The sequence below is a fragment of the Enterobacter sp. BNK-29 genome, assembly GCF_048684785.1.
In the GTDB taxonomy this organism is placed as follows: domain Bacteria; phylum Pseudomonadota; class Gammaproteobacteria; order Enterobacterales; family Enterobacteriaceae; genus Enterobacter; species Enterobacter cloacae_M.
On the sequence record NZ_JBLQTU010000001.1, the window covers coordinates 1,499,881 to 1,521,768 of the forward strand.

General features: G+C 55.3%; 21 protein-coding genes and 1 tRNA gene. 6 read left to right on the top strand and 16 right to left on the bottom strand.

Annotated features, from left to right (window positions below; translation table 11 throughout):
- Positions 1-34: 34 nt before the first annotated feature.
- A complete protein-coding gene (locus tag ACMGGX_RS07105; protein ID WP_023309320.1) occupies positions 35-679 on the bottom strand; it encodes an NAD(P)H-binding protein in 645 nt (214 codons plus the stop codon).
- A 128-nt stretch (positions 680-807) separates the two neighbouring features.
- On the opposite strand from ACMGGX_RS07105, the gene ACMGGX_RS07110 reads away from it, so the two are divergent.
- The gene (locus ACMGGX_RS07110; protein ID WP_023333577.1) at positions 808-1,326 is read left to right on the top strand and encodes a type 1 glutamine amidotransferase domain-containing protein; all 519 of its coding nucleotides are present in this window, start codon (positions 808-810) and stop codon (positions 1,324-1,326) included.
- Here the strand turns inward: ACMGGX_RS07110 and ACMGGX_RS07115 are convergent.
- On the bottom strand, positions 1,306-1,740 hold the full coding sequence (locus ACMGGX_RS07115; protein ID WP_023309322.1) for a YhbP family protein: 435 nt from the start codon (positions 1,738-1,740) through the stop codon (positions 1,306-1,308). The two genes, ACMGGX_RS07110 and ACMGGX_RS07115, sit on opposite strands and share 21 nt — an antisense overlap.
- A gap of 14 nt (positions 1,741-1,754) precedes the next feature.
- Here ACMGGX_RS07115 and ACMGGX_RS07120 point away from each other — a divergent pair, with 14 nt between their 5' ends.
- A complete protein-coding gene (locus ACMGGX_RS07120; RefSeq protein ID WP_023309323.1) occupies positions 1,755-2,084 on the top strand; it encodes a GIY-YIG nuclease family protein in 330 nt (109 codons plus the stop codon).
- Here ACMGGX_RS07120 and ACMGGX_RS07125 read toward each other — a convergent pair.
- Positions 2,071-2,574, bottom strand: coding sequence for a GNAT family N-acetyltransferase (locus tag ACMGGX_RS07125; RefSeq protein WP_023309324.1), 504 nt, complete (start codon positions 2,572-2,574; stop codon positions 2,071-2,073). The genes ACMGGX_RS07120 and ACMGGX_RS07125 overlap by 14 nt on opposite strands.
- Positions 2,568-3,092, bottom strand: a complete 525-nt coding sequence (ubiT, locus tag ACMGGX_RS07130) for a ubiquinone anaerobic biosynthesis accessory factor UbiT (RefSeq protein ID WP_348561698.1) — start codon at positions 3,090-3,092, stop codon at positions 2,568-2,570. The genes ACMGGX_RS07125 and ubiT overlap by 7 nt, the downstream gene beginning before the upstream one ends.
- Positions 3,093-3,303: 211 nt before the next feature.
- Here ubiT and ubiU point away from each other — a divergent pair, with 211 nt between their 5' ends.
- The 3 genes from ubiU to ACMGGX_RS07145 all read left to right on the top strand — a co-directional run bounded on the left by ubiU (position 3,304) and on the right by ACMGGX_RS07145 (position 6,271).
- Positions 3,304-4,299: a ubiquinone anaerobic biosynthesis protein UbiU gene (gene ubiU, locus ACMGGX_RS07135; protein ID WP_023309326.1), complete on the top strand. Its 996-nt coding sequence runs from the start codon at positions 3,304-3,306 to the stop codon at positions 4,297-4,299.
- A gap of 7 nt (positions 4,300-4,306) precedes the next feature.
- Positions 4,307-5,185 carry a U32 family peptidase gene (locus tag ACMGGX_RS07140; RefSeq protein WP_420298231.1) on the top strand — a complete coding sequence of 293 codons (879 nt, stop codon included), beginning with the start codon at positions 4,307-4,309 and terminating at the stop codon, positions 5,183-5,185.
- A 78-nt stretch (positions 5,186-5,263) separates the two neighbouring features.
- Positions 5,264-6,271: a luciferase-like monooxygenase gene (locus ACMGGX_RS07145; RefSeq protein ID WP_420298232.1), complete on the top strand. Its 1,008-nt coding sequence runs from the start codon at positions 5,264-5,266 to the stop codon at positions 6,269-6,271.
- 61 nt (positions 6,272-6,332) lie between these two features.
- Here ACMGGX_RS07145 and mtr read toward each other — a convergent pair whose 3' ends face one another.
- The 12 genes from mtr to ACMGGX_RS07205 form a co-directional block, all read right to left on the bottom strand.
- Positions 6,333-7,577 (bottom strand): tryptophan permease, encoded by a 1,245-nt coding sequence (mtr, locus tag ACMGGX_RS07150; protein WP_420298233.1) that lies wholly within the window; start codon positions 7,575-7,577, stop codon positions 6,333-6,335.
- 142 nt (positions 7,578-7,719) lie between these two features.
- Positions 7,720-9,615 (bottom strand): DEAD/DEAH family ATP-dependent RNA helicase, encoded by a 1,896-nt coding sequence (locus tag ACMGGX_RS07155; protein ID WP_420298234.1) that lies wholly within the window; start codon positions 9,613-9,615, stop codon positions 7,720-7,722.
- The gene (gene yrbN / locus ACMGGX_RS07160) at positions 9,608-9,688 is read right to left on the bottom strand and encodes a protein YrbN (RefSeq protein ID WP_097397692.1); all 81 of its coding nucleotides are present in this window, start codon (positions 9,686-9,688) and stop codon (positions 9,608-9,610) included. The genes ACMGGX_RS07155 and yrbN overlap by 8 nt, the downstream gene beginning before the upstream one ends.
- 107 nt (positions 9,689-9,795) lie before the next feature.
- Entirely contained in the window at positions 9,796-10,680 is an 885-nt protein-coding gene (gene nlpI / locus ACMGGX_RS07165) for a lipoprotein NlpI (RefSeq protein ID WP_023309331.1), read from the bottom strand.
- Between the two features lie 108 nt (positions 10,681-10,788).
- Entirely contained in the window at positions 10,789-12,927 is a 2,139-nt protein-coding gene (pnp, locus tag ACMGGX_RS07170; protein WP_023309332.1) for a polyribonucleotide nucleotidyltransferase, read from the bottom strand.
- Positions 12,928-13,169: 242 nt separating this feature from the next.
- Positions 13,170-13,439: a 30S ribosomal protein S15 gene (rpsO, locus tag ACMGGX_RS07175; protein WP_003861789.1), complete on the bottom strand. Its 270-nt coding sequence runs from the start codon at positions 13,437-13,439 to the stop codon at positions 13,170-13,172.
- Positions 13,440-13,593: 154 nt separating this feature from the next.
- Positions 13,594-14,544, bottom strand: coding sequence for a tRNA pseudouridine(55) synthase TruB (gene truB / locus ACMGGX_RS07180; RefSeq protein WP_063442175.1), 951 nt, complete (start codon positions 14,542-14,544; stop codon positions 13,594-13,596).
- The gene (gene rbfA / locus ACMGGX_RS07185; RefSeq protein ID WP_003024988.1) at positions 14,544-14,948 is read right to left on the bottom strand and encodes a 30S ribosome-binding factor RbfA; all 405 of its coding nucleotides are present in this window, start codon (positions 14,946-14,948) and stop codon (positions 14,544-14,546) included. The genes truB and rbfA overlap by 1 nt, the downstream gene beginning before the upstream one ends.
- Positions 14,949-15,160: 212 nt before the next feature.
- Positions 15,161-17,848, bottom strand: a complete 2,688-nt coding sequence (gene infB, locus ACMGGX_RS07190; protein ID WP_023309335.1) for a translation initiation factor IF-2 — start codon at positions 17,846-17,848, stop codon at positions 15,161-15,163.
- A 24-nt stretch (positions 17,849-17,872) separates the two neighbouring features.
- Positions 17,873-19,375: a transcription termination factor NusA gene (gene nusA / locus ACMGGX_RS07195; protein WP_029739628.1), complete on the bottom strand. Its 1,503-nt coding sequence runs from the start codon at positions 19,373-19,375 to the stop codon at positions 17,873-17,875.
- A gap of 28 nt (positions 19,376-19,403) precedes the next feature.
- A complete protein-coding gene (gene rimP, locus ACMGGX_RS07200; RefSeq protein WP_014833432.1) occupies positions 19,404-19,856 on the bottom strand; it encodes a ribosome maturation factor RimP in 453 nt (150 codons plus the stop codon).
- 207 nt (positions 19,857-20,063) lie between these two features.
- Positions 20,064-20,140, bottom strand: a tRNA-Met gene (locus tag ACMGGX_RS07205).
- Between the two features lie 287 nt (positions 20,141-20,427).
- Between ACMGGX_RS07205 and argG the strand changes: the two genes are divergently transcribed.
- Entirely contained in the window at positions 20,428-21,774 is a 1,347-nt protein-coding gene (argG, locus tag ACMGGX_RS07210; protein WP_420298235.1) for an argininosuccinate synthase, read from the top strand.
- Positions 21,775-21,888: the final 114 nt, after the last annotated feature.

Genomic DNA, 21,888 nt, shown 5'->3' on the forward strand with positions numbered 1-21,888 from the left:
CCCGGAGAGTATTAGGTTATTAGCCGGGGGGAGTTTACGCCTCGCCCTGCGCGATTTCACGCAGTTTTGCCGAAGGGATAATGTTTACGCCCGCTTTCGACGGGGCCAGCCCCTCTTTTAACATCGCGCGCGCGACGTCCCGCGCCTCGATGGATTTCCAGTTGCCGGGAAGAATGCGAAACAGCGGGGCAAATATCGACTCGTTAAACCGGCGTTCGTCCCGGTGGCCGATCAGCATCGAGGGGCGCACAATCGTCAGCTGCTCCCATTTCTGCGCAATCAGCGCATCCTCCATCTTGCCCTTCACCTTGTTGTAGAAGAAAGGCGACCCGGCACTGGCGCCCAGCGCGCTGACCACCAGAAAATGTTTGGCCCCCAGCTTTTTCGCCGTGAGCGCGGTATCCACCACCAGCGTATAGTCGGCGTGGATAAAGGCCTCTTTGCTGCCCGCCTCCCGCCGCGTGGTGCCCAGACAGCAAAAGGCGATATCAATGGGATCCTGCACCTGCGCCAGCGCGTCGGTCAGCTGAGGATCGTGCGGATTAAAGACGCCGGATATGTCCGCCAGCGGTCGACGCGTCGGGGCGGCGATATAGTTCACGCGGCGATCCTGAATCAGCAGCCGCAGCAGATGATCGCCCACTAACCCGGTAGCACCTGTAATCAATACCTGACTCATCTTTTCCCCTTTACAGAATTGTCCGTTTGCGAACTCAGCGTCGTCGACCACACTTAGAAGTCTGTTACGGGTAAGTATTTACCACAAGCGGAGAAAAATCAGTCTGAAGCCAAAACAACGGAGGAAGCATGGGCAAGAAAATCGCAGTCTTGATTACCGACGAGTTTGAAGATTCAGAATTCACCTCTCCAGCAGAGGCGTTCCGCAAGGCGGGACATGAGGTCATCACCATTGAGAAAGAGGCGGGTAAAACGGTGACAGGCCATAAGGGCGAGGCGACCGTAACCATCGATGAGACCATCGATAACGTGAGTCCCTCAGATTTCGACGCTCTGCTGTTACCCGGCGGCCATTCCCCGGATTCCCTGCGCGGGGACGAGCGCTTCGTGACCTTCACCCGGGATTTTGTCTCCACCGGCAAACCGGTCTTTGCCATCTGCCACGGCCCGCAGCTGCTCATCAGCGCAGAAGTGGTCCGCGGGCGTAAGCTTACCGCCGTGAAACCGATCGTTATCGATCTGAAAAATGCGGGGGCCGAGTTTTACGATCAGGAGGTGGTCAACGACAAAGACCAGCTGATCACCAGCCGAACCCCGGACGATCTCCCGGCGTTTAACCGCGAAGCGCTACGCCTGCTCGGCGCGTAACCAGTGCAGCTTCTTGCCAAAGCCCAGGGTGTTGTCGGTAAATTTCAGCTCATCGAGGCGGATTTCCCACACCGGGGCTTTTAGCGCAGCGGCAACGGGAAAGCGGCGCGTGTAGAGCTTACGGCGCGCGTCGCTCTCTTCACCATCCAGACGACGGATCTCCCCTTTAAACTGCACGCCGCGGATCAGCGCGACCGTTTTCGGCTGGCCGTTTACCGTCCCCGCCACCTTAGCCTGCTGGCCGGTCATCTGCGCATGCCGCGTTTTGTCTTCGCTCATGACATAAAAAGCCACGCGCTCAGGATCGTAGTAGTAAAACGCATTTGCGCACCACATCTCCCCCTCGTCATAGACGCACCAGGTGACAACATGCTGCTTCGCCAGCCAGCGGTTAATGGCGGCCAGTGTTTCCATTTTCGTTCTCTCTCATGCTATGGTGCGTTCACCTTAACATACTGAATCCGTTTACCGTGTGCTGGTTTCTCTATCTTGTCCGAACCGCTGATAACGCACTCTACACCGGGATCACCACCGATGTGGCGCGGCGTTTTTTACAACATCAAACGGGAAAAGGGGCAAAAGCGCTGCGGGGGAAAGGGGAATTACAGCTCGCCTTCTCAGCGGCCGTCGGCGACCGCTCGCTGGCGCTCAGGCTGGAATACCGCATCAAGCAGCTGACGAAGCGCCAGAAAGAGCGCCTCGTGACCGGAGACGGCTCCTTTGAGGCGCTGCGCGAGAGCCTGATTAAAAGCGATTGAAATGGTCGTGATACTCGACCAGGCCGTTGACGCCGTTGAGCGCGTCGTCCGCCAGACGATGGACCTGGAAAGCGGATTCCGTACCCGGCCAGCGACAGCGCAGATCGTAATGCGCGGCCTGCTCAAAGCCCAATCGACCATAGAACGCCGGATCGCCCAGCGTGACAACGGCGGCATAGCCAAACTCATTGAGCGAATCCAGCCCTTCATAGACCAGCTGGCGCGCCAGCCCCTGCCCGCGATAGCTTTCATCTACCGCCAGCGGCGCCATGCCTACCCACTGTAGCTCTTCGCCCTGAACGATGACCGGGCTGAAGGCAACATAGCCCACCACCTGACCTTCGTCATCGGTGGCAACCAGCCCCAGCGTAATCAGGCCGTCTTCGCGAAGGTCGTGGACCAGTTGGGCTTCGGCATCGCTCGCAAAGGCGCGGCGTAACAACGCATCGATCCCCGGCGCATCAATCCCAATTTCGACTCGAATCAGCATGGCTCACCTACTGAAGTGTGTTTACCGTTCGGCGGGGTTTTCAGCCCGGCCTCAACGAAATCTGCCATTTGCATTAACATCACGCGCAGCGCTTTCGGCATCTGCTCCAGCTCAATGGCATCCATTAAATTCTTCACGTACAGGCCCAGCTCCGTGTCGCCTTCAATCACCAGACGGCGCTGGAAGAAGAGCGTATCCGGATCCTGCTTGCGCGCGGCGATCATCAGCAGATCGCTGGCGTTAGCGCTAAAGCTCACATCCGCGTCGGCGGATTCGCGTACGATCAGCTGGTCATTCTCAACGGAGGTAAACCAGCGCAGCCCGATGTCACGCACCTCAATACTTAACCAGCGGCCTTCCAGGAATTCCAGCTCGCCGTCCTGCAGCGCCTGGCGGAACTGCCAGCTCAGGACCTGCTCCAGCACCTGGCGTTTTAGCGCGAACGGCGCCAGCTTGACCGGCACGCTCAGCATTGATGGTCCAAATTGTACGAGACGTGAACGCAGTTTATCCAGCACGAGCTTTACTCCCTGATATCTATAGTCCTGCTATTTTGCCATATCCGAAGCACAACATAGCGGCGTAAATCAACAAACCGTCGCCCGCCGTACCTCATTATTGGTGTCATCAATACGCCATTAGATGCCTTAAATCAAAAATTGTCGCGTATGGGTTAATTAAAATCCCAGCTCGTTAACAATTTTGCGATCGACTACATCAGGATAAATTATGGAGCTGCTCTGCCCTGCCGGAAACCTTCCGGCGCTTAAGGCGGCCATCGAAAATGGGGCCGATGCGGTCTATATCGGGCTGAAAGATGACACCAACGCCCGCCATTTTGCTGGCCTCAACTTTACGGAGAAAAAGCTTCAGGAAGCCGTTAACTTCGTTCACCAGCACCGCCGCAAGCTGCATATCGCCATCAATACCTTTGCTCATCCTGACGGCTACGCCCGCTGGCAGCGCGCGGTGGATATGGCGGCACAGCTGGGTGCCGATGCGCTGATCCTGGCCGACCTCGCCATGCTTGAGTATGCGGCAGAACGCTATCCCCATATTGAGCGCCACGTCTCTGTTCAGGCATCTGCCACCAACGAAGAGGCGGTGCGTTTTTATCATCAACACTTTGACGTGGCCCGCGTGGTGCTGCCGCGCGTGCTCTCTATTCATCAGGTTAAGCAACTCGCGCGCGTCACGCCAGTGCCGCTGGAGGTTTTTGCCTTTGGCAGCCTGTGCATCATGGCCGAAGGCCGCTGCTATCTTTCCTCTTATTTAACCGGTGAATCGCCAAATACCGTCGGGGCCTGCTCACCTGCCCGCTTTGTTCGCTGGCAGCAGACCCCTCAGGGGCTGGAGTCTCGCCTGAATGAGGTGCTGATTGACCGCTACCAGGACGGTGAAAACGCCGGTTATCCAACTCTATGTAAAGGCCGCTATCTGGTCGACGGCGAGCGCTATCACGCGCTGGAGGAGCCGACCAGCCTCAACACGCTGGAGCTGCTGCCGGAACTGCTGGCGGCCAATATTGCCTCGGTGAAAATCGAAGGACGTCAGCGTAGCCCGGCCTATGTGAGCCAGGTAGCGAAAGTGTGGCGTCAGGCCATCGACCGCTGCATGGCGGATCCGCAGAACTACGCTCCACAGCAGGCCTGGATGGAGACGCTCGGATCGATGTCCGAAGGCACGCAAACCACGCTTGGCGCGTATCACCGTAAATGGCAGTGAGATCATCATGAAATATTCATTAGGACCGGTGCTCTACTACTGGCCAAAAGAGACGCTGGAAGATTTTTACCAACAGGCCGCGACCAGCAGCGCCGACGTGATTTACCTCGGCGAAGCGGTGTGCAGCAAGCGCCGCGCCACCAAAGTGGGCGACTGGCTGGATATGGCGAAAGGCCTGGCCGGAAGCGGCAAGCAGGTGGTGCTCTCCACGCTCGCGCTGGTGCAGGCGTCGTCCGAACTGGGCGAGCTGAAGCGCTACGTTGAAAACGGCGAGTTCATGCTGGAAGCGAGCGATCTGGGCGTGGTGAACATGTGCGCTGAACGCAAGCTGCCGTTTGTCGCGGGCCATGCCCTGAACTGCTACAACGCCGTAACCCTGCGCCTGCTGCTCAAACAGGGAATGACGCGCTGGTGCATGCCGGTGGAACTCTCCCGCGACTGGCTGGCAAACCTGCTTAAACAGTGCGACGAGCTGGGCATTCGCAATCAGTTTGAAGTGGAAGTGCTGAGCTACGGTCATCTGCCGCTGGCCTACTCCGCCCGCTGCTTTACCGCGCGCTCGGAAGACCGCCCGAAAGACGAATGCGAAACCTGCTGCATCAAGTACCCGAACGGACGCAGCATGCTGTCGCAGGAGAATCAGCAGGTGTTTGTCCTCAACGGTATTCAGACCATGAGCGGCTATGTCTATAACCTCGGCAACGAGCTGGCGTCGATGGACGGGCTGGTGGATATGGTTCGGCTGTCGCCCCTGGATACCGGCGTATTCGCGATGCTGGACGCCTTCCGCGCCAATGAAGACGGCGCCGCGCCGCTGCCGCTGACGGCAAACAGCGACTGCAACGGCTACTGGAGACGGCTTGCCGGGCTGGAGCTGCAGGCGTAAAAAAGGCTCACTTTGTTAACAACGGTTATCATTTTTTAATGCAGTATTAAAGATTGACCGTCGACAAAGTGAGCTGTTATGACTGACAAATCCATTCCGTTTTCGGTGCTGGACCTGGCGCCGATCCCTCAGGGCTCCTCGGCAAGAGAAGCCTTTTCGCACTCTCTGGATCTGGCTCAGCTGGCCGAAAAGCGTGGCTATCACCGCTACTGGCTGGCCGAGCACCACAATATGGTTGGCATCGCCAGCGCCGCGACCTCGGTTTTGATCGGCTATCTGGCGGCAAATACCACCACCCTGCACCTGGGCTCCGGCGGCGTGATGCTGCCGAACCACGCCCCGCTGGTGATTGCCGAGCAGTTTGGTACCCTGAATACCCTCTATCCGGGGCGTATTGATTTGGGTCTTGGTCGTGCGCCGGGCAGCGATCAGCCAACCATGCGCGCCCTGCGTCGCCATATGAGCGGCGATATCGACAACTTCCCGCGCGACGTGGCCGAGCTGGTGGACTGGTTCGACGCGCGCGATCCGAACCCGCACGTGCGTCCGGTGCCGGGCTACGGCGAGAAGATCCCGGTGTGGCTGTTGGGATCAAGCCTCTACAGCGCACAGCTCGCCGCGCAGCTTGGGCTGCCGTTTGCATTTGCCTCCCACTTTGCACCGGATATGCTGCATCAGGCGCTGCATCTCTACCGCACGAACTTCAAACCGTCCGAGCGTCTTGAGAAGCCGTACGCGATGGTGTGTATCAACATCATTGCCGCCGACAGCAATCGCGACGCGGAATTCCTGTTTACCTCAATGCAGCAGGCTTTTGTGAAGCTGCGCCGCGGTGAGACGGGCCAGCTTCCGCCGCCGGTGGAGAATATGCATCAGCTGTGGTCAGCCTCCGAACAGTATGGCGTACAGCAGGCGCTGAGCATGTCGCTGGTAGGCGATAAGGTGAAAGTGCGCCACGGGCTGGACGCGGTGCTGCGCGAAACGCAGGCGGATGAGATTATGGTTAACGGCCAGATTTTCGATCACCAGGCGCGTTTGCATTCGTTTGAACTGGCGATGCAGGTGAAAGAGGAGCTGGTGGGGTAGTTTTTTGCTTTTCTCCCTCTCCCTATGGGAGAGGGCCGGGTGAGGGGTTCAACCCCTCGTTTTACTGATAAACGGGCAACAGGTTAAAACTCGACAGCACGTGTACCAGTGCGTTACCAACGCCGAATACCAGAATTAGCGCAATCATCGGCTTGCCGCCCCAGACGCGGAATTTTGGGCTGCCGAAGCGTTTACGTGATTTGCGCGCCAGCAGCGCCGGCACAATCGCCGCCCAGATAGTTGCCGCCAGCCCTGCATAGCCGATGGCATACAGGAAGCCGTTCGGCCACAGCAGGCCGCCCACAATCGGCGGCAGGAAGGTCAGCAGCGCGGTTTTTAAACGCCCCATCGCAGAATCATCAAAGCCGAACAGATCCGCCAGATAGTCAAACAGGCCCAGCGTCACGCCCAGGAAAGAGCTCGCCACCGCAAAGTTAGAGAAGATCACCAGCAGCAGATCCAGGCTGCGGCTGTTCAGCACGCCGCTCAGCGCCTGCACCAGCTCGTCGATATTACCGCCCTTCTGGGCAATGCCGATAAATTCCGGACGCGGGATGTTGCCCATCGTCCCCAGCAGCCAAATCACATACAGACCCAGCGCCAACAGCGTGCCGTAGACCAGACACTTCACAATGGTGCGGGGATCTTTGCCGTAGTACTTCATCAGGCTCGGCACGTTACCGTGGTAACCGAACGACGCCAGACAGAACGGCAGCGTCATCAGCAGGTACGGCGTGTAGGAGGTGTTCACTTCGGCAACGTTAAACAGCGTGGCGGGCGTAACGTGCCCCAGCAGGCTGCCGAAGGTCAGGAAGAAGGTGATGACCTTAGCGCCTAATACAATCGCCGTCATGCGGCTCACCGCTTTGGTACTCATCCAGACGATAAACGCCACAGCCAGCGCAAAACACAGCCCCGCCAGACGCGCCGGAACGTTCAGCGACATCTCCGAGAAGGTGTGATGCAGAATCGAGCCGCTCGCCGAAATATACGCGTAGGTCAGGATATAGAGCACAAAGGCGATGGACAGCCCGTTCACCAGGTTCCAGCCTTTACCCAGCAGATCTTTAGTGATGGTGTCGAAGCTGGAGCCAATGCGGTAGTTCAGGTTCGCCTCAAGGATCATCAGCCCGGAATGGAGCATACAGAACCAGGTAAAGACCAGCGCCGCCAGCGACCAGAAGAACCACGCACCGGACATGACCACGGGCAGGGAGAACATCCCGGCACCTATAATGGTTCCGCCGATGATCACCACGCCGCCAAGCAGCGAAGGTGACGTTTGGATGGTGGTTAGTGTCGCCATACAGCCTTTTCTCCAGTCAATCATGCGGTTCTGCATTTTAATGTGACGCACTGTACCAGTACAAGAGTACAAAGGAAATAAAAAAAGCCCCGATAGCGTATATCGGGGCTGTATATTTTACTTTACGTCAGAAGCGTAAGGCTTACGCGTCACCGAAACGGCGACGGCTGGTGCCTTCTTCACGACGTGGGCCACGGTTTTCGCGACGCTCGCCGGAGAAACGACGACCTTCACCACCGCGACCTTCGCTGCGGCCGCCTTCACGACGCTCGCCACCGAAGCCGCGACCACCGCCACGACGTTCACCACCGCGGTCAGGGCGTGGCTGTGCATCACCCATCAGCTGCATGTTCATCGGCTTGTTCAGGATGCGGGTACGCGTAAAGTGTTGTAGCACTTCGCCCGGCATGCCTTTTGGCAGCTCGATGGTGGAGTGGGATGCGAACAGCTTGATGTTACCGATGTAACGGCTGCTGATGTCGCCTTCGTTAGCGATCGCGCCAACGATGTGACGAACTTCAACGCCATCATCACGGCCCACTTCAATGCGGTACAGTTCCATGTCACCCGCGTCACGACGTTCACGACGTGGACGGTCTTCACCACCACGCTCTGGACGGTCACCGCGTGGGCCACGGTCATTACGGTCGCCACGACGTTCGAAGCGATCGTCACGGTCACGGAATTCACGCTTAGGACGCATCGGCGCATCTGGTGGCACGATCAGGCTACGTTCGCCCTGAGCCATTTTCAGCAGTGCTGCAGCCAGGGTTTCCATGTCCAGCTCTTCGCCTTCAGCAACAGGCTGAATCTGCGACAGCAGCGCACGGTACTGGTCCAGATCGCTGCTTTCCAGCTGCTGCTGTACTTTCGCGGCGAATTTTTCCAGACGGCGTTTGCCCAGCAGATCTGCGTTTGGCAGGTCAGCTTCTGGAATGGTCAGCTTCATGGTGCGTTCAATGTTACGCAGCAGACGACGCTCGCGGTTCTCAACGAACAGCAGCGCACGGCCAGCACGACCCGCACGACCGGTACGGCCGATACGGTGAACGTAAGACTCGGAATCCATCGGGATGTCGTAGTTTACAACCAGGCTGATACGCTCAACGTCCAGACCACGTGCTGCCACGTCGGTTGCAATCAGGATATCCAGACGACCGTCTTTCAGACGCTCCAGAGTCTGCTCACGCAGGGCCTGGTTCATGTCGCCGTTCAGCGCTGCGCTGTTATAGCCGCTACGCTCCAGAGCTTCAGCCACTTCCAGGGTCGCGTTTTTGGTACGAACGAAGATAATCGCCGCATCAAAATCTTCCGCTTCCAGGAAACGTACCAGCGCTTCGTTTTTGCGCATGCCGTATACAGACCAGTAGCTCTGGCTGATGTCCGGGCGAGTGGTTACGCTGGACTGAATACGCACTTCCTGAGGATCTTTCATGAAGCGCTTGGTGATACGACGAATCGCTTCAGGCATGGTGGCAGAGAACAGCGCGGTCTGATGACCGTCCGGGATCTGCGCCATGATGGTTTCGACGTCTTCGATGAAGCCCATACGCAGCATTTCATCTGCTTCATCCAGTACCAGGCCGCTCAGTTTAGAGAGGTCCAGAGTACCGCGCTTCAGGTGATCCAGCAGACGGCCCGGCGTACCGACAACAATCTGTGGGCCCTGGCGCAGGGCGCGTAGCTGCACGTCATAACGCTGGCCGCCGTACAGGGCTACCACGTTTACGCCGCGCATATGTTTAGAGAATTCCGTCATGGCTTCTGCAACCTGAACAGCCAGTTCACGGGTTGGAGCCAGGACGAGGATCTGCGGTGCACGCAGGTCCGGATCAATGTTGTTCAGCAGCGGCAGCGAGAATGCTGCAGTTTTACCGCTACCAGTCTGGGCCATGCCCAGCACGTCACGACCAGAAAGCAGGTGTGGGATACACTCAGCCTGGATCGGAGATGGTTTTTCGTAACCCAGATCGTTAAGGGCTTCAAGGATAGGAGCCTTCAGGCCCAGATCTGCAAAAGTGGTTTCGAATTCAGCCATGTAGTACAAGTGCCTCGATATTAATGGCGGCCAGTCTACTTAGCTCATCGTGAAAATGATTAGCAATTTTCATTGAAAAGTGTGAACCGGCTCAAAGTAGGTGTATTGACGAACAACAACGCCCTCACCAGTTAAGGTGATGGCAATCAAAAGATTACGGGCTGATGTTTATGTCGTCAGCTATTGCTGGTCCGATTCTGCCAGGTCGTCATGCTCCTGGCCCAAGAGCGATAATTCCAACAATGCATAACGGTGCTCAACGAAGTTGTGTACGTTGTTAGCAACCGCTAATTTGAACAGTGCCGTAGCGCTGTCCATATCCCCCAGACTTAGGTAGTACTTACCTAAATAGAAGTTGGTTTCACTGAGATGCTCAGCGAGCGAGGTGTTATCCGTTGCGTCCGCCTTGAGGCGTTCCATCAGCGTTGCTTCGCTAATGTTGCCCAGGTAGAACTCGACAATGTTCCATCCCCACTGTTCCTTGTCCGATTTATCGAAGCGCTGTTTCAGTGCTTCTTTTGCCTGCTTCTCATCGAGCTTCCGCTCAACGATGTAAAGCCACAGGCTACGGAAAGGATCATTAGGATCGTCTTGATAAAACGCCAGCAGATCATCTTGCGCTAACTTATCACGACCGCCGTAATACAATGCGATACCGCGATTCAAGTGCGCGTAGTTGTAAGTTGGATCAAGCTCAAGTACAGAATCAAACGCTTCATAGGCAGCATCAAAATTGCCTGCCTGCGTTAAATAAATGCCTAAGTAATTGAATACTTCAGGCATATCAGGTCGGATAGCCAGCGCTTGTGAAAAATCATTTCGCGCCAATGCCCTCAGACCGAGACTATCATACAACACTCCGCGCTCATATAAAAGCTGTGCGCGTTCTTCATCGGTTAAAGCCCGACTGGCAAGTATTTGTTCCATGCGTGCCAGAATCACTTCCTGCTGCAAAGTCGGTTGCAATGGCACTGCGAGGACTTCGCTCTTACGCCAGGCAGAGTTGCTGCATCCTGCCAGCGTTAAAGCTGTCGCAACGAAACACCAGCGCAAAAAAGGCTTCATTTCCCACTCCCGAAGACAACTATTGGATGAACGTCCTGTCCCCCGGCGGCTTAACAAGGCGTCCTGCCTGATAATAGGCCCTCCGCAAAGCGGAGGGCAAATGGCAACTTACTCGCCTTGCTGTTCTGCTGCCTGTGCTTCTGGCGCAGCAGCTGGCTGAGACTGCTCGGTTGCTTCTTTAATGCTCAGACGGATACGGCCCTGGCGATCAACTTCCAGAACTTTCACCGGTACTTCCTGACCCATCTGCAGGTAATCGGTCACTTTCTCAACGCGCTTGTCAGCGATCTGAGAGATGTGAACCAGACCTTCTTTACCGCCACCGATGGCAACGAACGCGCCAAAGTCAACGATACGGGTCACTTTACCTGCGTAGACGCGGCCCACTTCGATCTCTGCCGTGATTTCTTCGATGCGACGGATCGCGAATTTCGCTTTCTCGCCGTCGGTTGCTGCGATCTTCACAGTACCGTCATCTTCGATTTCGATGGTGGTGCCAGTCTCTTCGGTCAGCGCACGGATTACGGAACCGCCCTTACCGATAACATCTTTGATCTTGTCTGGATTGATCTTGATGGTGTGGATACGTGGAGCGAATTGAGAAATGTCGCCACGCGGCGCGTTAATCGCCTGTTCCATCACGCCCAGGATGTGCAGACGCGCACCTTTAGCCTGGTTCAGAGCAACCTGCATGATCTCTTTGGTGATACCTTCAATTTTGATATCCATCTGCAGCGCAGAGATACCTTCGCGGGAACCCGCGACTTTGAAGTCCATATCACCCAGGTGGTCTTCGTCACCCAGAATGTCAGACAGAACAACGAAGTTGTCGCCTTCTTTCACCAGGCCCATTGCGATACCCGCAACGGCGGCTTTGATTGGCACGCCTGCATCCATCAGCGCCAGAGAAGCACCACACACGGAAGCCATGGAAGAAGAACCGTTGGATTCGGTGATCTCAGAAACCACACGAACGGTGTACGGGAACTTGTCAGCTTCTGGCATTACTGCCAGCACGCCGCGCTTCGCCAGACGACCGTGACCAATTTCACGACGCTTCGGCGAGCCAACCATACCGGTTTCGCCTACGGAGTACGGAGGGAAGTTGTAGTGGAACAGGAAGCTGTCAGTGCGCTCGCCCATCAGTTCGTCGATGATCTGTGCGTCACGTGCAGTACCCAGGGTCGCGGTAACCAGCGCCTGCGTTTCGCCACGGGTGAACAGCGCGGAACCGTGAGTACGTGGCAGAACGCCAGTACGCACATCCAGACCACGGATCATGTCTTTTTCGCGGCCATCGATACGCGGCTCGCCTGCCAGTACGCGGCTACGAACAACGTTTTTCTCGATAGCGTGCAGGATGTCGCTCAGTTCGTTAGCATCCAGCGCTTCGTCTTCAGCAACCAGGGTCGCGATAGTTTCAGACTTGATCACGTCAACCTGAGCGTAACGCTCCTGTTTGTCAGTGATGCGGTATGCATCGCTCAGACGAGATTCTGCCAGGGCTGCAACGCGTGCGTTCAGCGCGTCGTTTGCTGCTTCTGGCTGCCAGTCCCAACGTGGTTTACCGGCTTCTTTCACCAGGTCGTTGATGTTCTGGATAACGATCTGCTGCTGGTCGTGGCCAAATACCACAGCGCCCAGCATCTGGTCTTCGCTCAGCAGTTCAGCTTCGGATTCAACCATCAGTACAGCCGCTTCAGTACCCGCAACAACCAGGTCCAGCTTACTTTCTTTCAGCTCTTCCTGGGTTGGGTTCAGCACGTACTGGTCGTTGATGTAGCCAACGCGCGCGGCACCGATTGGGCCATTGAATGGAATACCAGACAGTGACAGGGCAGCGGATGCGCCGATCATGGCAACGATGTCCGGGTTAACCTGTGGGTTAACGGAAACAACGGTCGCGATAACCTGTACTTCGTTAACGAAGCCTTCCGGGAACAGTGGACGAACCGGGCGGTCAATCAGACGCGCAATCAGGGTTTCGCCTTCGCTTGGACGGCCTTCACGACGGAAGAAACCACCCGGGATTTTACCGGCAGCGTAGGTACGCTCCTGGTAGTTAACGGTCAGCGGGAAGAAGTCCTGACCTGGTTTAGCTTTTTTCTGGCCAACAACGGTAACGAATACCGCAGTGTCATCCATGCTTACCATAACGGCAGCAGTAGCCTGACGTGCCATCATGCCGGTTTCCAGCGTGACGGTATGTTGACCATACTGGAATTTACGAACGATCGGATTCAGCAAAGTTCTGTCCTTTCTTAAATGTTTGACAGCACACCACCGGTGTGCTGTCGATTTAACCCGACCTTCTTCGCATCCTCGCGACTAATGACAACCAACACCCCCATGGGTGAAGCCTCTCATTAGCCGCGCGAACCTCTGCAATGAAGATCATTTATAGCAACAATACAATAGTTTCCAGTGAATTGCTGCCGTCTGGTTGAAAAAAGGGGCCATCAGGCCCCCTTTTCTGAAACTCGCAAGAATTAGCGACGCAGACCCAGACGCTCGATCAGCGCGGTGTAGCGTGCAACATCTTTACGTTTCAGGTAGTCGAGCAGTTTACGACGCTGAGAAACCATACGCAGCAGACCACGACGGCTGTGGTGATCTTTTTTGTGCTCTGCAAAGTGACCCTGCAGGTGGTTAATCTGTGCAGTCAGCAGTGCAACCTGAACTTCGGTAGAACCGCTGTCGTTAGTACCACGACCAAACTCAGAAACGATTTTAGCTTTAGCTTCAACGCTTAGAGACATTTTCAAACTCCAAAGTATAAAGAATGTAAGGATGCCGATCTCTAATTCAGCAATCCCATGTACGCCCCGCAGATTGTTAAACAATTTACCAGGCGTTAAGCGGCGATATTCTACTCGTCTCCCCTGCTTATCGCAAGGTGAGCCGTTATCACCGTCACGCGTCGACCGGATACTCGACGACCAGACGACGAGGCGCAACGCGCCCTTCGCCATCCATTTCGCCCATACCGATGAATTTCCCTTCGTCACCTTCGGTCACGCGTACCAGTCCTTCAAGCGGCGCTTCCGCCGTACGAACCGGGTTGCCGTTCTTAAAGTAAACGGACGATGTTAAAGGAAGATTAACAACCGGGAAGTCTGCTGCCGGACTGTCCATCGGCATCAGCAAGGGATCCAGCAAATCTGCCGGCGCAATCCCCTGCGCTTCCGCCTGTTCTACCAGCTCGCGCAGCTGTTCCAGGGTCACCATCCGCTCCACCGGGTACTTGCTCACCGCCAGGCGGCGCAGGTAAATCACATGCGCGCCACAGCCCAGCTTTTCACCGAGATCGTCGATGATGGTACGAATATAGGTCCCTTTCGAACAGTGTACTTCCAGCTCCAGCTCATCGCCTTCATGGCGAATAAACAGCAGCTCATACACGGTTATCGGACGGGCTTCACGCGGGACGTCAATGCCCTGGCGTGCATATTCGTAGAGCTTCTTGCCCTGATATTTCAGCGCCGAATACATCGACGGCACCTGCATCGTGTCCCCACGGAAGCTCTCCAGCGCAGCATCAAGCTGCTCCGCGCTGAATGTCACCGGGCGCTCTTCTACTACCTGGCCGTCCGCGTCGGAGGTATCCGTGCGCTGGCCCAGTTTAGCGATAACGCGGTAACGCTTATCGGAGTCGAGCAGGTACTGGGAAAACTTTGTCGCCTCTCCGAGGCAGACCGGCAGCATGCCGGTTGCCAGCGGATCGAGCGCGCCGGTGTGGCCCGCACGGTTGGCGTTATAAATACGCTTAACTTTCTGCAGCACGTCGTTGCTGGAAGCGCCCTGGGGTTTATCCAGCAGCAGCACACCATGCACGTCGCGACCACGACGACGAGGACGACTCATTAGTCCTCCTTGCTGTCGTCCGCCGGGTTAACACGACGCTCGTCGTCATGTTTAACCACGCTGGTCACCAGGTTGGACATACGCATACCTTCGACCAGAGAGTTGTCGTAGAAGAAGGTCAGCTCAGGCACGATACGCAGGCGCATCGCTTTGCCGAGCAGGGAGCGGATGAAACCAGAGGCTTCCTGCAGCGCTTTAATGCCGTTTTTCACTGCCGCTTCGTCCTGATCGTTCAGGAAGGTAACGAACACTTTTGCATAGGCCAAATCGCGGGACATTTCGACACCGGAAACGGTGGTCATCATGCCGACGCGCGGGTCTTTAATTTCACGTTGCAGAATGAGTGCGATCTCTTTCTGCATTTCCTGCGCTACGCGCTGAGGGCGACCAAATTCTTTCGCCATAATAAATTCTCCAGACAAAAAAGGGGCTAAAAGCCCCTTTTAAAATTATTGCCGGGTGGCGCTTCGCTTACCCGGCCTACGCTAGTTAATCTTCTAAGGATTTTGGGTTGCAACAAGGCGGCAAGCTCGTGAATCCCCGGGAGCATAGATAACTATGTAACCGGGGTGAACGAGCGCAGCCAACGCAGTGGCGGCCCAAAAGCCGACGAAGATTAAGCGATGGTACGCTGAATTTCGATGATCTCGAACACTTCGATCATATCGCCAACGCGAACGTCGTTGTAGTTCTTCACGCCGATACCACATTCCATGCCGTTACGGACTTCGTTAACGTCATCTTTGAAGCGGCGCAGGGATTCCAGCTCGCCTTCGTAGATAACCACGTTGTCACGCAGTACGCGGATTGGGTTGTGACGCTTGATGTTACCTTCGGTAACCATACAGCCCGCGATCGCACCGAATTTCGGTGATTTGAACACGTCACGTACTTCAGCCAGACCAATGATCTGCTGTTTCAGCTCAGGAGACAGCATGCCGCTCATCGCTGCTTTCACTTCGTCGATCAGGTTATAGATGACGGAGTAGTAGCGCAGATCCAGGCTTTCAGCTTCAATCACTTTACGCGCAGACGCATCCGCACGAACGTTGAAGCCAACCAGGATAGCGTTGGAGGCAGCAGCCAGGGTCGCGTCGGTTTCGGTGATACCACCTACGCCAGAACCGATGATCTTCACTTTCACTTCGTCGGTAGACAGTTTCAGCAAGGAGTCGGAGATCGCTTCCACAGAACCCTGAACGTCGGCTTTCAGAACGATGTTCACTTCGTGAACTTCGCCATCGGTCATGTTGGCAAACATGTTCTCGAGTTTAGATTTCTGCTGACGAGCCAGTTTAACTTCACGGAATTTACCCTGACGATACAGTGCCACTTCACGCGCTTTCTTCTCGTCACGCACCACGGTCACTTCGTCACCGGCAGCCGGAACACCGGACAGACCCAGGATTTCCACTGGAATGGACGGACCCGCTTCCAGCACTTCCTGGCCCAGTTCGTTACGCATCGCACGAACGCGACCGTATTCGAAACCGCACAGAACGATATCGCCTTTATGCAGCGTACCTTCGCGAACCAGAACGGTAGCAACCGGGCCACGTCCTTTATCCAGGAAGGATTCGATAACCGCACCGCTCGCCATACCGTTACGGATGGCTTTCAGCTCCAGAACTTCGGCCTGCAGCAAGATCGCGTCCAGCAGTTCGTCGATACCGGTACCCGCTTTCGCAGACACGTGTACGAACTGGCTTTCGCCGCCCCACTCTTCCGGCAGAATACCGTACTGGGAAAGTTCGTTTTTAACACGATCGGGATCCGCTTCTGGCTTATCGATCTTGTTCACTGCAACCACAACCGGCACACCTGCTGCTTTCGCGTGCTGGATAGCTTCGATGGTCTGCGGCATGACGCCGTCGTCCGCAGCAACAACCAGGACAACGATATCCGTCGCCTGAGCACCACGGGCACGCATTGAGGTAAACGCTGCGTGGCCTGGGGTGTCCAGGAAGGTGATCATACCGTTGTCAGTTTCTACGTGGTAAGCACCGATGTGCTGGGTAATACCACCCGCTTCACCAGAGGCAACCTTAGTAGAACGAATGTAGTCAAGCAGAGAGGTTTTACCGTGGTCAACGTGACCCATGATGGTCACAACCGGTGCACGCGGTTCAGCCGCAGCACCAGTATCACGGTCGCTCATTACTGCTTCTTCCAGCTCGTTTTCACGACGCAGGATAACTTTGTGGCCCATCTCTTCAGCAACCAGCTGTGCGGTTTCCTGATCGATGACCTGGTTGATGGTCGCCATGGCACCCAGCTTCATCATTGCTTTGATGACCTGAGAGCCTTTAACCGCCATCTTGTTCGCCAGTTCGCCAACGGTAATGGTTTCGCCGATCACAACGTCACGGTTAACGGCCTGAGCCGGCTTCTGGAAGCCCTGCTGCAGCGCGGAACCTTTACGCTTGCCGCCTTTACCACCGCGAACAGCCGCGCGTGCTTCTTCACGGTCAGCTTTGGATTCAGCGTGCTTGTTGCCTTTTTTCGCCGGACGCGCTGCTTTTGCATTACGACCACGGCCACGGCCGCCTTCTACTTCACGGTCGTTATCATCTTCAGCCTGACGCGCATGCTGAGAAGTGGTCACGTGATAGTCGCTGGTGTCTTCAGTCGGCTCAACGGTATTCACACCATTCTTCTCGTTTTCTTCTGCCATACGGCGCGCTTCTTCGGCGACGCGGCGAGCTTCTTCTTCCAGCTTACGGCGGGCTTCTTCTTCCGCTTTACGCTTCAGCTCGGCAGCTTCATTTTCACGGCGGGCTTTTTCAGCCTGGGCGGTTTTGGTCATTTCGTCTGTCTGTTGATTGCTCACTTTGTCTTTTTCCGCAGCGTCACGCTTCACTTTATCACTTGCGTCGCGTTTCGCTTTTTCTGCGGCCTCACGTTCAGCTTTTAATTCTGCTTCACGTTTGGCGGCTGCTTCCGCCTCACGCTGAGCTTGTTCTTCCGCTTCACGCTGTGCCTGCTCTTCCGCGGCAAGGCGTTCTGCCTCTTGCGGATCACGTTTTACAAAGGTGCGCGTCTTGCGGACTTCAATTTGCACCGATTTGCTTTTGCCACCGGTACCAGGGATGTTTAACGTGCTGCGCGTTTTGCGCTGCAGCGTTAACTTGTCAGGCGTAGAACCGTGTTCACGGTTCAGGTGCGTTAACAAGGTTTGTTTTTCTTGCGCGGTCACCGAGTCATCAGCGGACTTCGGGATCCCTGCATCAGCAAATTGCTGTACCAGGCGGTCCACGGAGGTCTGAATCTCAGCAGCCAGCGATTTTACAGTTACATCAGTCATGCTGTTCCTTCCTGCTACAGTTTATTACGCTTCGTCGCCGAACCAGCAAATATTACGTGCGGCCATGATGAGCTCGCCGGCTTTCTCGTCGGTTAAACCTTCGATATCAGCCAGGTCATCAACGCCTTGCTCAGCGAGATCTTCCAGCGTACAAACACCACGGGCAGCCAGCTTGAACGCAATCGCACGATCAAGACCTTCCAGATTCAGCAGGTCATCAGCCGGCTTCTTATCGCCAAGGCTTTCTTCCTGAGCCAGTGCCAGGGTGGTCAGTGCGTTTTTAGCGCGTTCACGCAGGGCTTCAACGGTTGGTTCATCCAGACCGTCAATTTCCAGCAGCTCTTTCATTGGCACATAGGCCAGTTCTTCCAGCGTAGAGAAACCTTCTTCAACCAGAACAGTGGCGAAGTCTTCGTCAATATCCAGGTATTTAGTGAAGGTATCGATCGCCGCATGGGCTTCAGCCTGATGCTTAGCCTGCAGGTCATCAACGGTCATTACGTTGAGTTCCCAGCCGCTCAGCTGTGACGCCAGGCGTACGTTCTGACCGTTACGGCCGATTGCCTGCGCCAGGTTGCCCGCTTCAACAGCGATATCCATGGTGTGTTTGTCTTCGTCAACAACGATAGACGCCACATCAGCTGGAGCCATTGCGTTGATCACGAACTGCGCCGGGTTGTCATCCCACAGAACGATATCAATACGTTCGCCGCCCAGCTCAGTAGAAACAGCCTGGACACGCGCACCGCGCATACCGACGCAAGCACCGACCGGGTCGATACGCTTGTCGTTGGTTTTCACCGCAATTTTCGCACGGGAGCCCGGATCGCGAGCCGCCGCTTTAATCTCGATAACTTCTTCACCGATTTCCGGCACTTCGATACGGAACAGTTCTACCAGCATTTCTGGTTTAGAACGGGTCACGAACAGCTGTGCACCACGCGCTTCAGGGCGAACGGCGTACAGAACACCGCGAATACGGTCGCCTGGGCGGAAGTTTTCACGCGGCAGCATATCTTCACGCAGGATCACGGCTTCAGCGTTACCCGGCAACCCTTCGGATTTGATCTCCAGGGAGATGTTGTCGCGGTTCACTTTCTTCACCACGCCGGTGATGATTTCGCCTTCCTGATCGCGGAACTGATCGACAACCAGCGCGCGCTCGGCTTCGCGCACTTTCTGCACGATAACCTGTTTAGCGGTCTGAGTCGTGATACGGTCGAAGGTCACAGATTCAATCTGATCTTCAACGTACTCACCCACGTTCAGACTTTCGTCTTCAAAACGGGCGGCTTCCAGCGTGATCTCTTTGGTCGGCTGGGTCACTTCTTCAACGATTACCCAACGACGGAATGTATCGAAGTCACCGCTTTTACGATCGATTTCTACGCGAACATCGATCTCTTGTTCGTATTTTTTCTTGGTTGCTGTAGCCAGTGCACTTTCCAGCGCTTCGAAAATCTTCTCACGCGGCAGTGATTTCTCGTTGGAGACGGCTTCAACAACAGCCAAAATTTCTTTGTTCATCGCGGGCTTTTCACCTCAATCCAGACTGTTAAAAGTGGGGAACCAGGTTCGCCTTCTGGATATTACTCAGCGCGAACACTTCATCTTTGCCTTCGACTGTCACCGTGATCATTTCACCATCAACGGCTTTGATAATTCCCTGCCATTTACGGCGGTTCTGTACGGCCATACGCAGAACGAGAGCCACTTCTTCACCGGTAAAGCGCACATAGTGCTCGGCCGTGAACATCGGGCGATCGAGGCCAGGTGAGGAAACTTCCAGGTTGTACGCAACGGTAATCGGGTCTTCAACATCAAGAACCGCACTCACCTGGTGGCTGACATCAGCACAATCATCAACATTGATGCCATCTTCACTATCAATATAGATGCGCAGCGTCGATGTACGGCCGCGAACGAATTCGATGCCGACCAGTTCGTAGCCCAGTGCTTCGACCGGTGCAGTAATCATCTCTGTTAATTTTTGCTCTAATGTGGACAAGCCCACCCCCAAGACATAAAAAAAGGGCGTAAAGCCCAGTTATTCTGTAGTCAGATAACAAAAAACCCCGATAAATCGGGGCTTTAGATAACTGAACCCTATAGCCACAACTGTGGCCTGGAGCACTTTCCGAAAGAATTTTTTCAAATCCAGCTACGAAGGCTCTAAGTCTTCACAGTATATTTGAAAAAGAACTTTATGGGAAAGTGGTTGCGGGGGCCGGATTTGAACCGACGACCTTCGGGTTATGAGCCCGACGAGCTACCAGGCTGCTCCACCCCGCGCCTGAAACGTGGCAAATTCTACGCGTTTTGGACAGAATTTGCAAATAATGCTGGGATTTGGTACCGAAGACGGGACGTAAAATCGGCGTTTAGTATATTGATAGTTGACCCCACCTGTCAACCCAACTTCCGCCAGATCAATTAGACCAAAATTTTTACAAAAAACGCACGACTCTCTTCCGGTCTTCGCCAAAAGATGATTAAATGAATACTCACTTATTTTGCATAAAAATGCACAAGAGAGCGAAAGCGGTCTCTAATCAGTCAATCAAGCAGGGTTTTATTCTATGACGACGATTCTCAAGCATCTTCCGGTTGGACAACGTATTGGCATCGCTTTCTCAGGTGGCCTGGATACCAGCGCTGCACTGCTTTGGATGCGCCAGAAGGGAGCGGTTCCGTATGCCTATACTGCGAACCTGGGTCAGCCGGATGAGGACGACTACGATGCCATTCCTCGTCGCGCTAAAGAGTATGGTGCAGAGAACGCGCGCCTGATTGACTGCCGTAAGCAACTGGTCGCTGAAGGTATCGCGGCTATTCAGTGCGGTGCGTTCCATAACACCACCGGCGGCCTGACCTATTTCAACACCACCCCGCTGGGTCGTGCTGTCACCGGCACCATGCTGGTTGCTGCGATGAAAGAAGACGGCGTCAACATCTGGGGTGACGGTAGCACCTATAAAGGTAACGATATTGAACGTTTCTATCGTTATGGCCTGCTGACCAACGCCGAACTGCAGATCTACAAGCCGTGGCTGGATACCGACTTCATCGACGAGCTGGGTGGCCGCCATGAGATGTCCGAGTTTATGATCGCCTGCGGTTTCGACTATAAGATGTCTGTCGAGAAAGCTTACTCCACTGACTCCAACATGCTGGGTGCGACGCACGAAGCGAAAGACCTGGAATTCCTGAACTCAAGCGTGAAGATCGTTAACCCGATCATGGGCGTGAAGTTCTGGGACGAAAACGTCAAAATCCAGGCCGAAGAAGTGACAGTACGCTTCGAACGCGGCCATCCGGTTGCGCTGAACGGTAAAACCTTCTCTGATGATGTTGAACTGATGCTGGAAGCTAACCGTATTGGCGGTCGTCACGGTCTGGGCATGAGCGATCAGATTGAAAACCGCATCATCGAAGCGAAAAGCCGCGGCATCTATGAAGCCCCGGGAATGGCGCTGCTGCACATCGCTTACGAGCGTCTGCTGACCGGCATTCACAACGAAGACACCATTGAGCAGTATCACTCTCATGGCCGTCAGCTGGGTAAACTGCTGTATCAGGGCCGCTGGTTAGATCCACAGGCGCTGATGCTGCGCGATGCGCTGCAGCGTTGGGTGGCAAGCGCGATCACCGGTGAAGTGACGCTGGAATTGCGTCGCGGTAACGATTACTCCATCCTGAATACCGTGTCTGACAACCTGACCTATAAAGCAGAGCGTCTGACCATGGAGAAAGGTGAATCCGTGTTCTCGCCGGACGATCGTATCGGTCAGCTGACCATGCGTAATCTGGACATCACCGATACCCGCGAGAAGCTGTTCAACTATGTTGAGAATGGCCTGCTCTCAGCGAATTCCGGTAACGGTCTGCCGCAGGTTGAAAACCTGGAGCACAGCGATAAGAAGTAATCGCTGATATAACGTGCAAAAGGCGTCCTATGGACGCCTTTTTTGTGGACTTTCGTAGGGCGGGTAAGCGCAGCGCCACCGGTGACGCTGCGCTTACCGGGCCTACAAAACCAC

What these genes read in the sequence shown, in the direction of transcription:
- ACMGGX_RS07105 (WP_023309320.1), bottom strand. Translation starts at nt 679, where the DNA reads ATGAGTCAGGTATTGATTACAGGTGCTACCGGGTTAGTGGGCGATCAT.
- ACMGGX_RS07110 (WP_023333577.1), top strand. Translation starts at nt 808, where the DNA reads ATGGGCAAGAAAATCGCAGTCTTGATTACCGACGAGTTTGAAGATTCA.
- ACMGGX_RS07115 (WP_023309322.1), bottom strand. Translation starts at nt 1,740, where the DNA reads ATGGAAACACTGGCCGCCATTAACCGCTGGCTGGCGAAGCAGCATGTT.
- ACMGGX_RS07120 (WP_023309323.1), top strand. Translation starts at nt 1,755, where the DNA reads ATGCTATGGTGCGTTCACCTTAACATACTGAATCCGTTTACCGTGTGC.
- ACMGGX_RS07125 (WP_023309324.1), bottom strand. Translation starts at nt 2,574, where the DNA reads ATGCTGATTCGAGTCGAAATTGGGATTGATGCGCCGGGGATCGATGCG.
- ubiU (WP_023309326.1), top strand. Translation starts at nt 3,304, where the DNA reads ATGGAGCTGCTCTGCCCTGCCGGAAACCTTCCGGCGCTTAAGGCGGCC.
- ACMGGX_RS07140 (WP_420298231.1), top strand. Translation starts at nt 4,307, where the DNA reads ATGAAATATTCATTAGGACCGGTGCTCTACTACTGGCCAAAAGAGACG.
- ACMGGX_RS07145 (WP_420298232.1), top strand. Translation starts at nt 5,264, where the DNA reads ATGACTGACAAATCCATTCCGTTTTCGGTGCTGGACCTGGCGCCGATC.
- mtr (WP_420298233.1), bottom strand. Translation starts at nt 7,577, where the DNA reads ATGGCGACACTAACCACCATCCAAACGTCACCTTCGCTGCTTGGCGGC.
- ACMGGX_RS07155 (WP_420298234.1), bottom strand. Translation starts at nt 9,615, where the DNA reads ATGGCTGAATTCGAAACCACTTTTGCAGATCTGGGCCTGAAGGCTCCT.
- yrbN (WP_097397692.1), bottom strand. Translation starts at nt 9,688, where the DNA reads ATGAAAATTGCTAATCATTTTCACGATGAGCTAAGTAGACTGGCCGCC.
- nlpI (WP_023309331.1), bottom strand. Translation starts at nt 10,680, where the DNA reads ATGAAGCCTTTTTTGCGCTGGTGTTTCGTTGCGACAGCTTTAACGCTG.
- rpsO (WP_003861789.1), bottom strand. Translation starts at nt 13,439, where the DNA reads ATGTCTCTAAGCGTTGAAGCTAAAGCTAAAATCGTTTCTGAGTTTGGT.
- truB (WP_063442175.1), bottom strand. Translation starts at nt 14,544, where the DNA reads ATGAGTCGTCCTCGTCGTCGTGGTCGCGACGTGCATGGTGTGCTGCTG.
- rbfA (WP_003024988.1), bottom strand. Translation starts at nt 14,948, where the DNA reads ATGGCGAAAGAATTTGGTCGCCCTCAGCGCGTAGCGCAGGAAATGCAG.
- infB (WP_023309335.1), bottom strand. Translation starts at nt 17,848, where the DNA reads ATGACTGATGTAACTGTAAAATCGCTGGCTGCTGAGATTCAGACCTCC.
- nusA (WP_029739628.1), bottom strand. Translation starts at nt 19,375, where the DNA reads ATGAACAAAGAAATTTTGGCTGTTGTTGAAGCCGTCTCCAACGAGAAA.
- argG (WP_420298235.1), top strand. Translation starts at nt 20,428, where the DNA reads ATGACGACGATTCTCAAGCATCTTCCGGTTGGACAACGTATTGGCATC.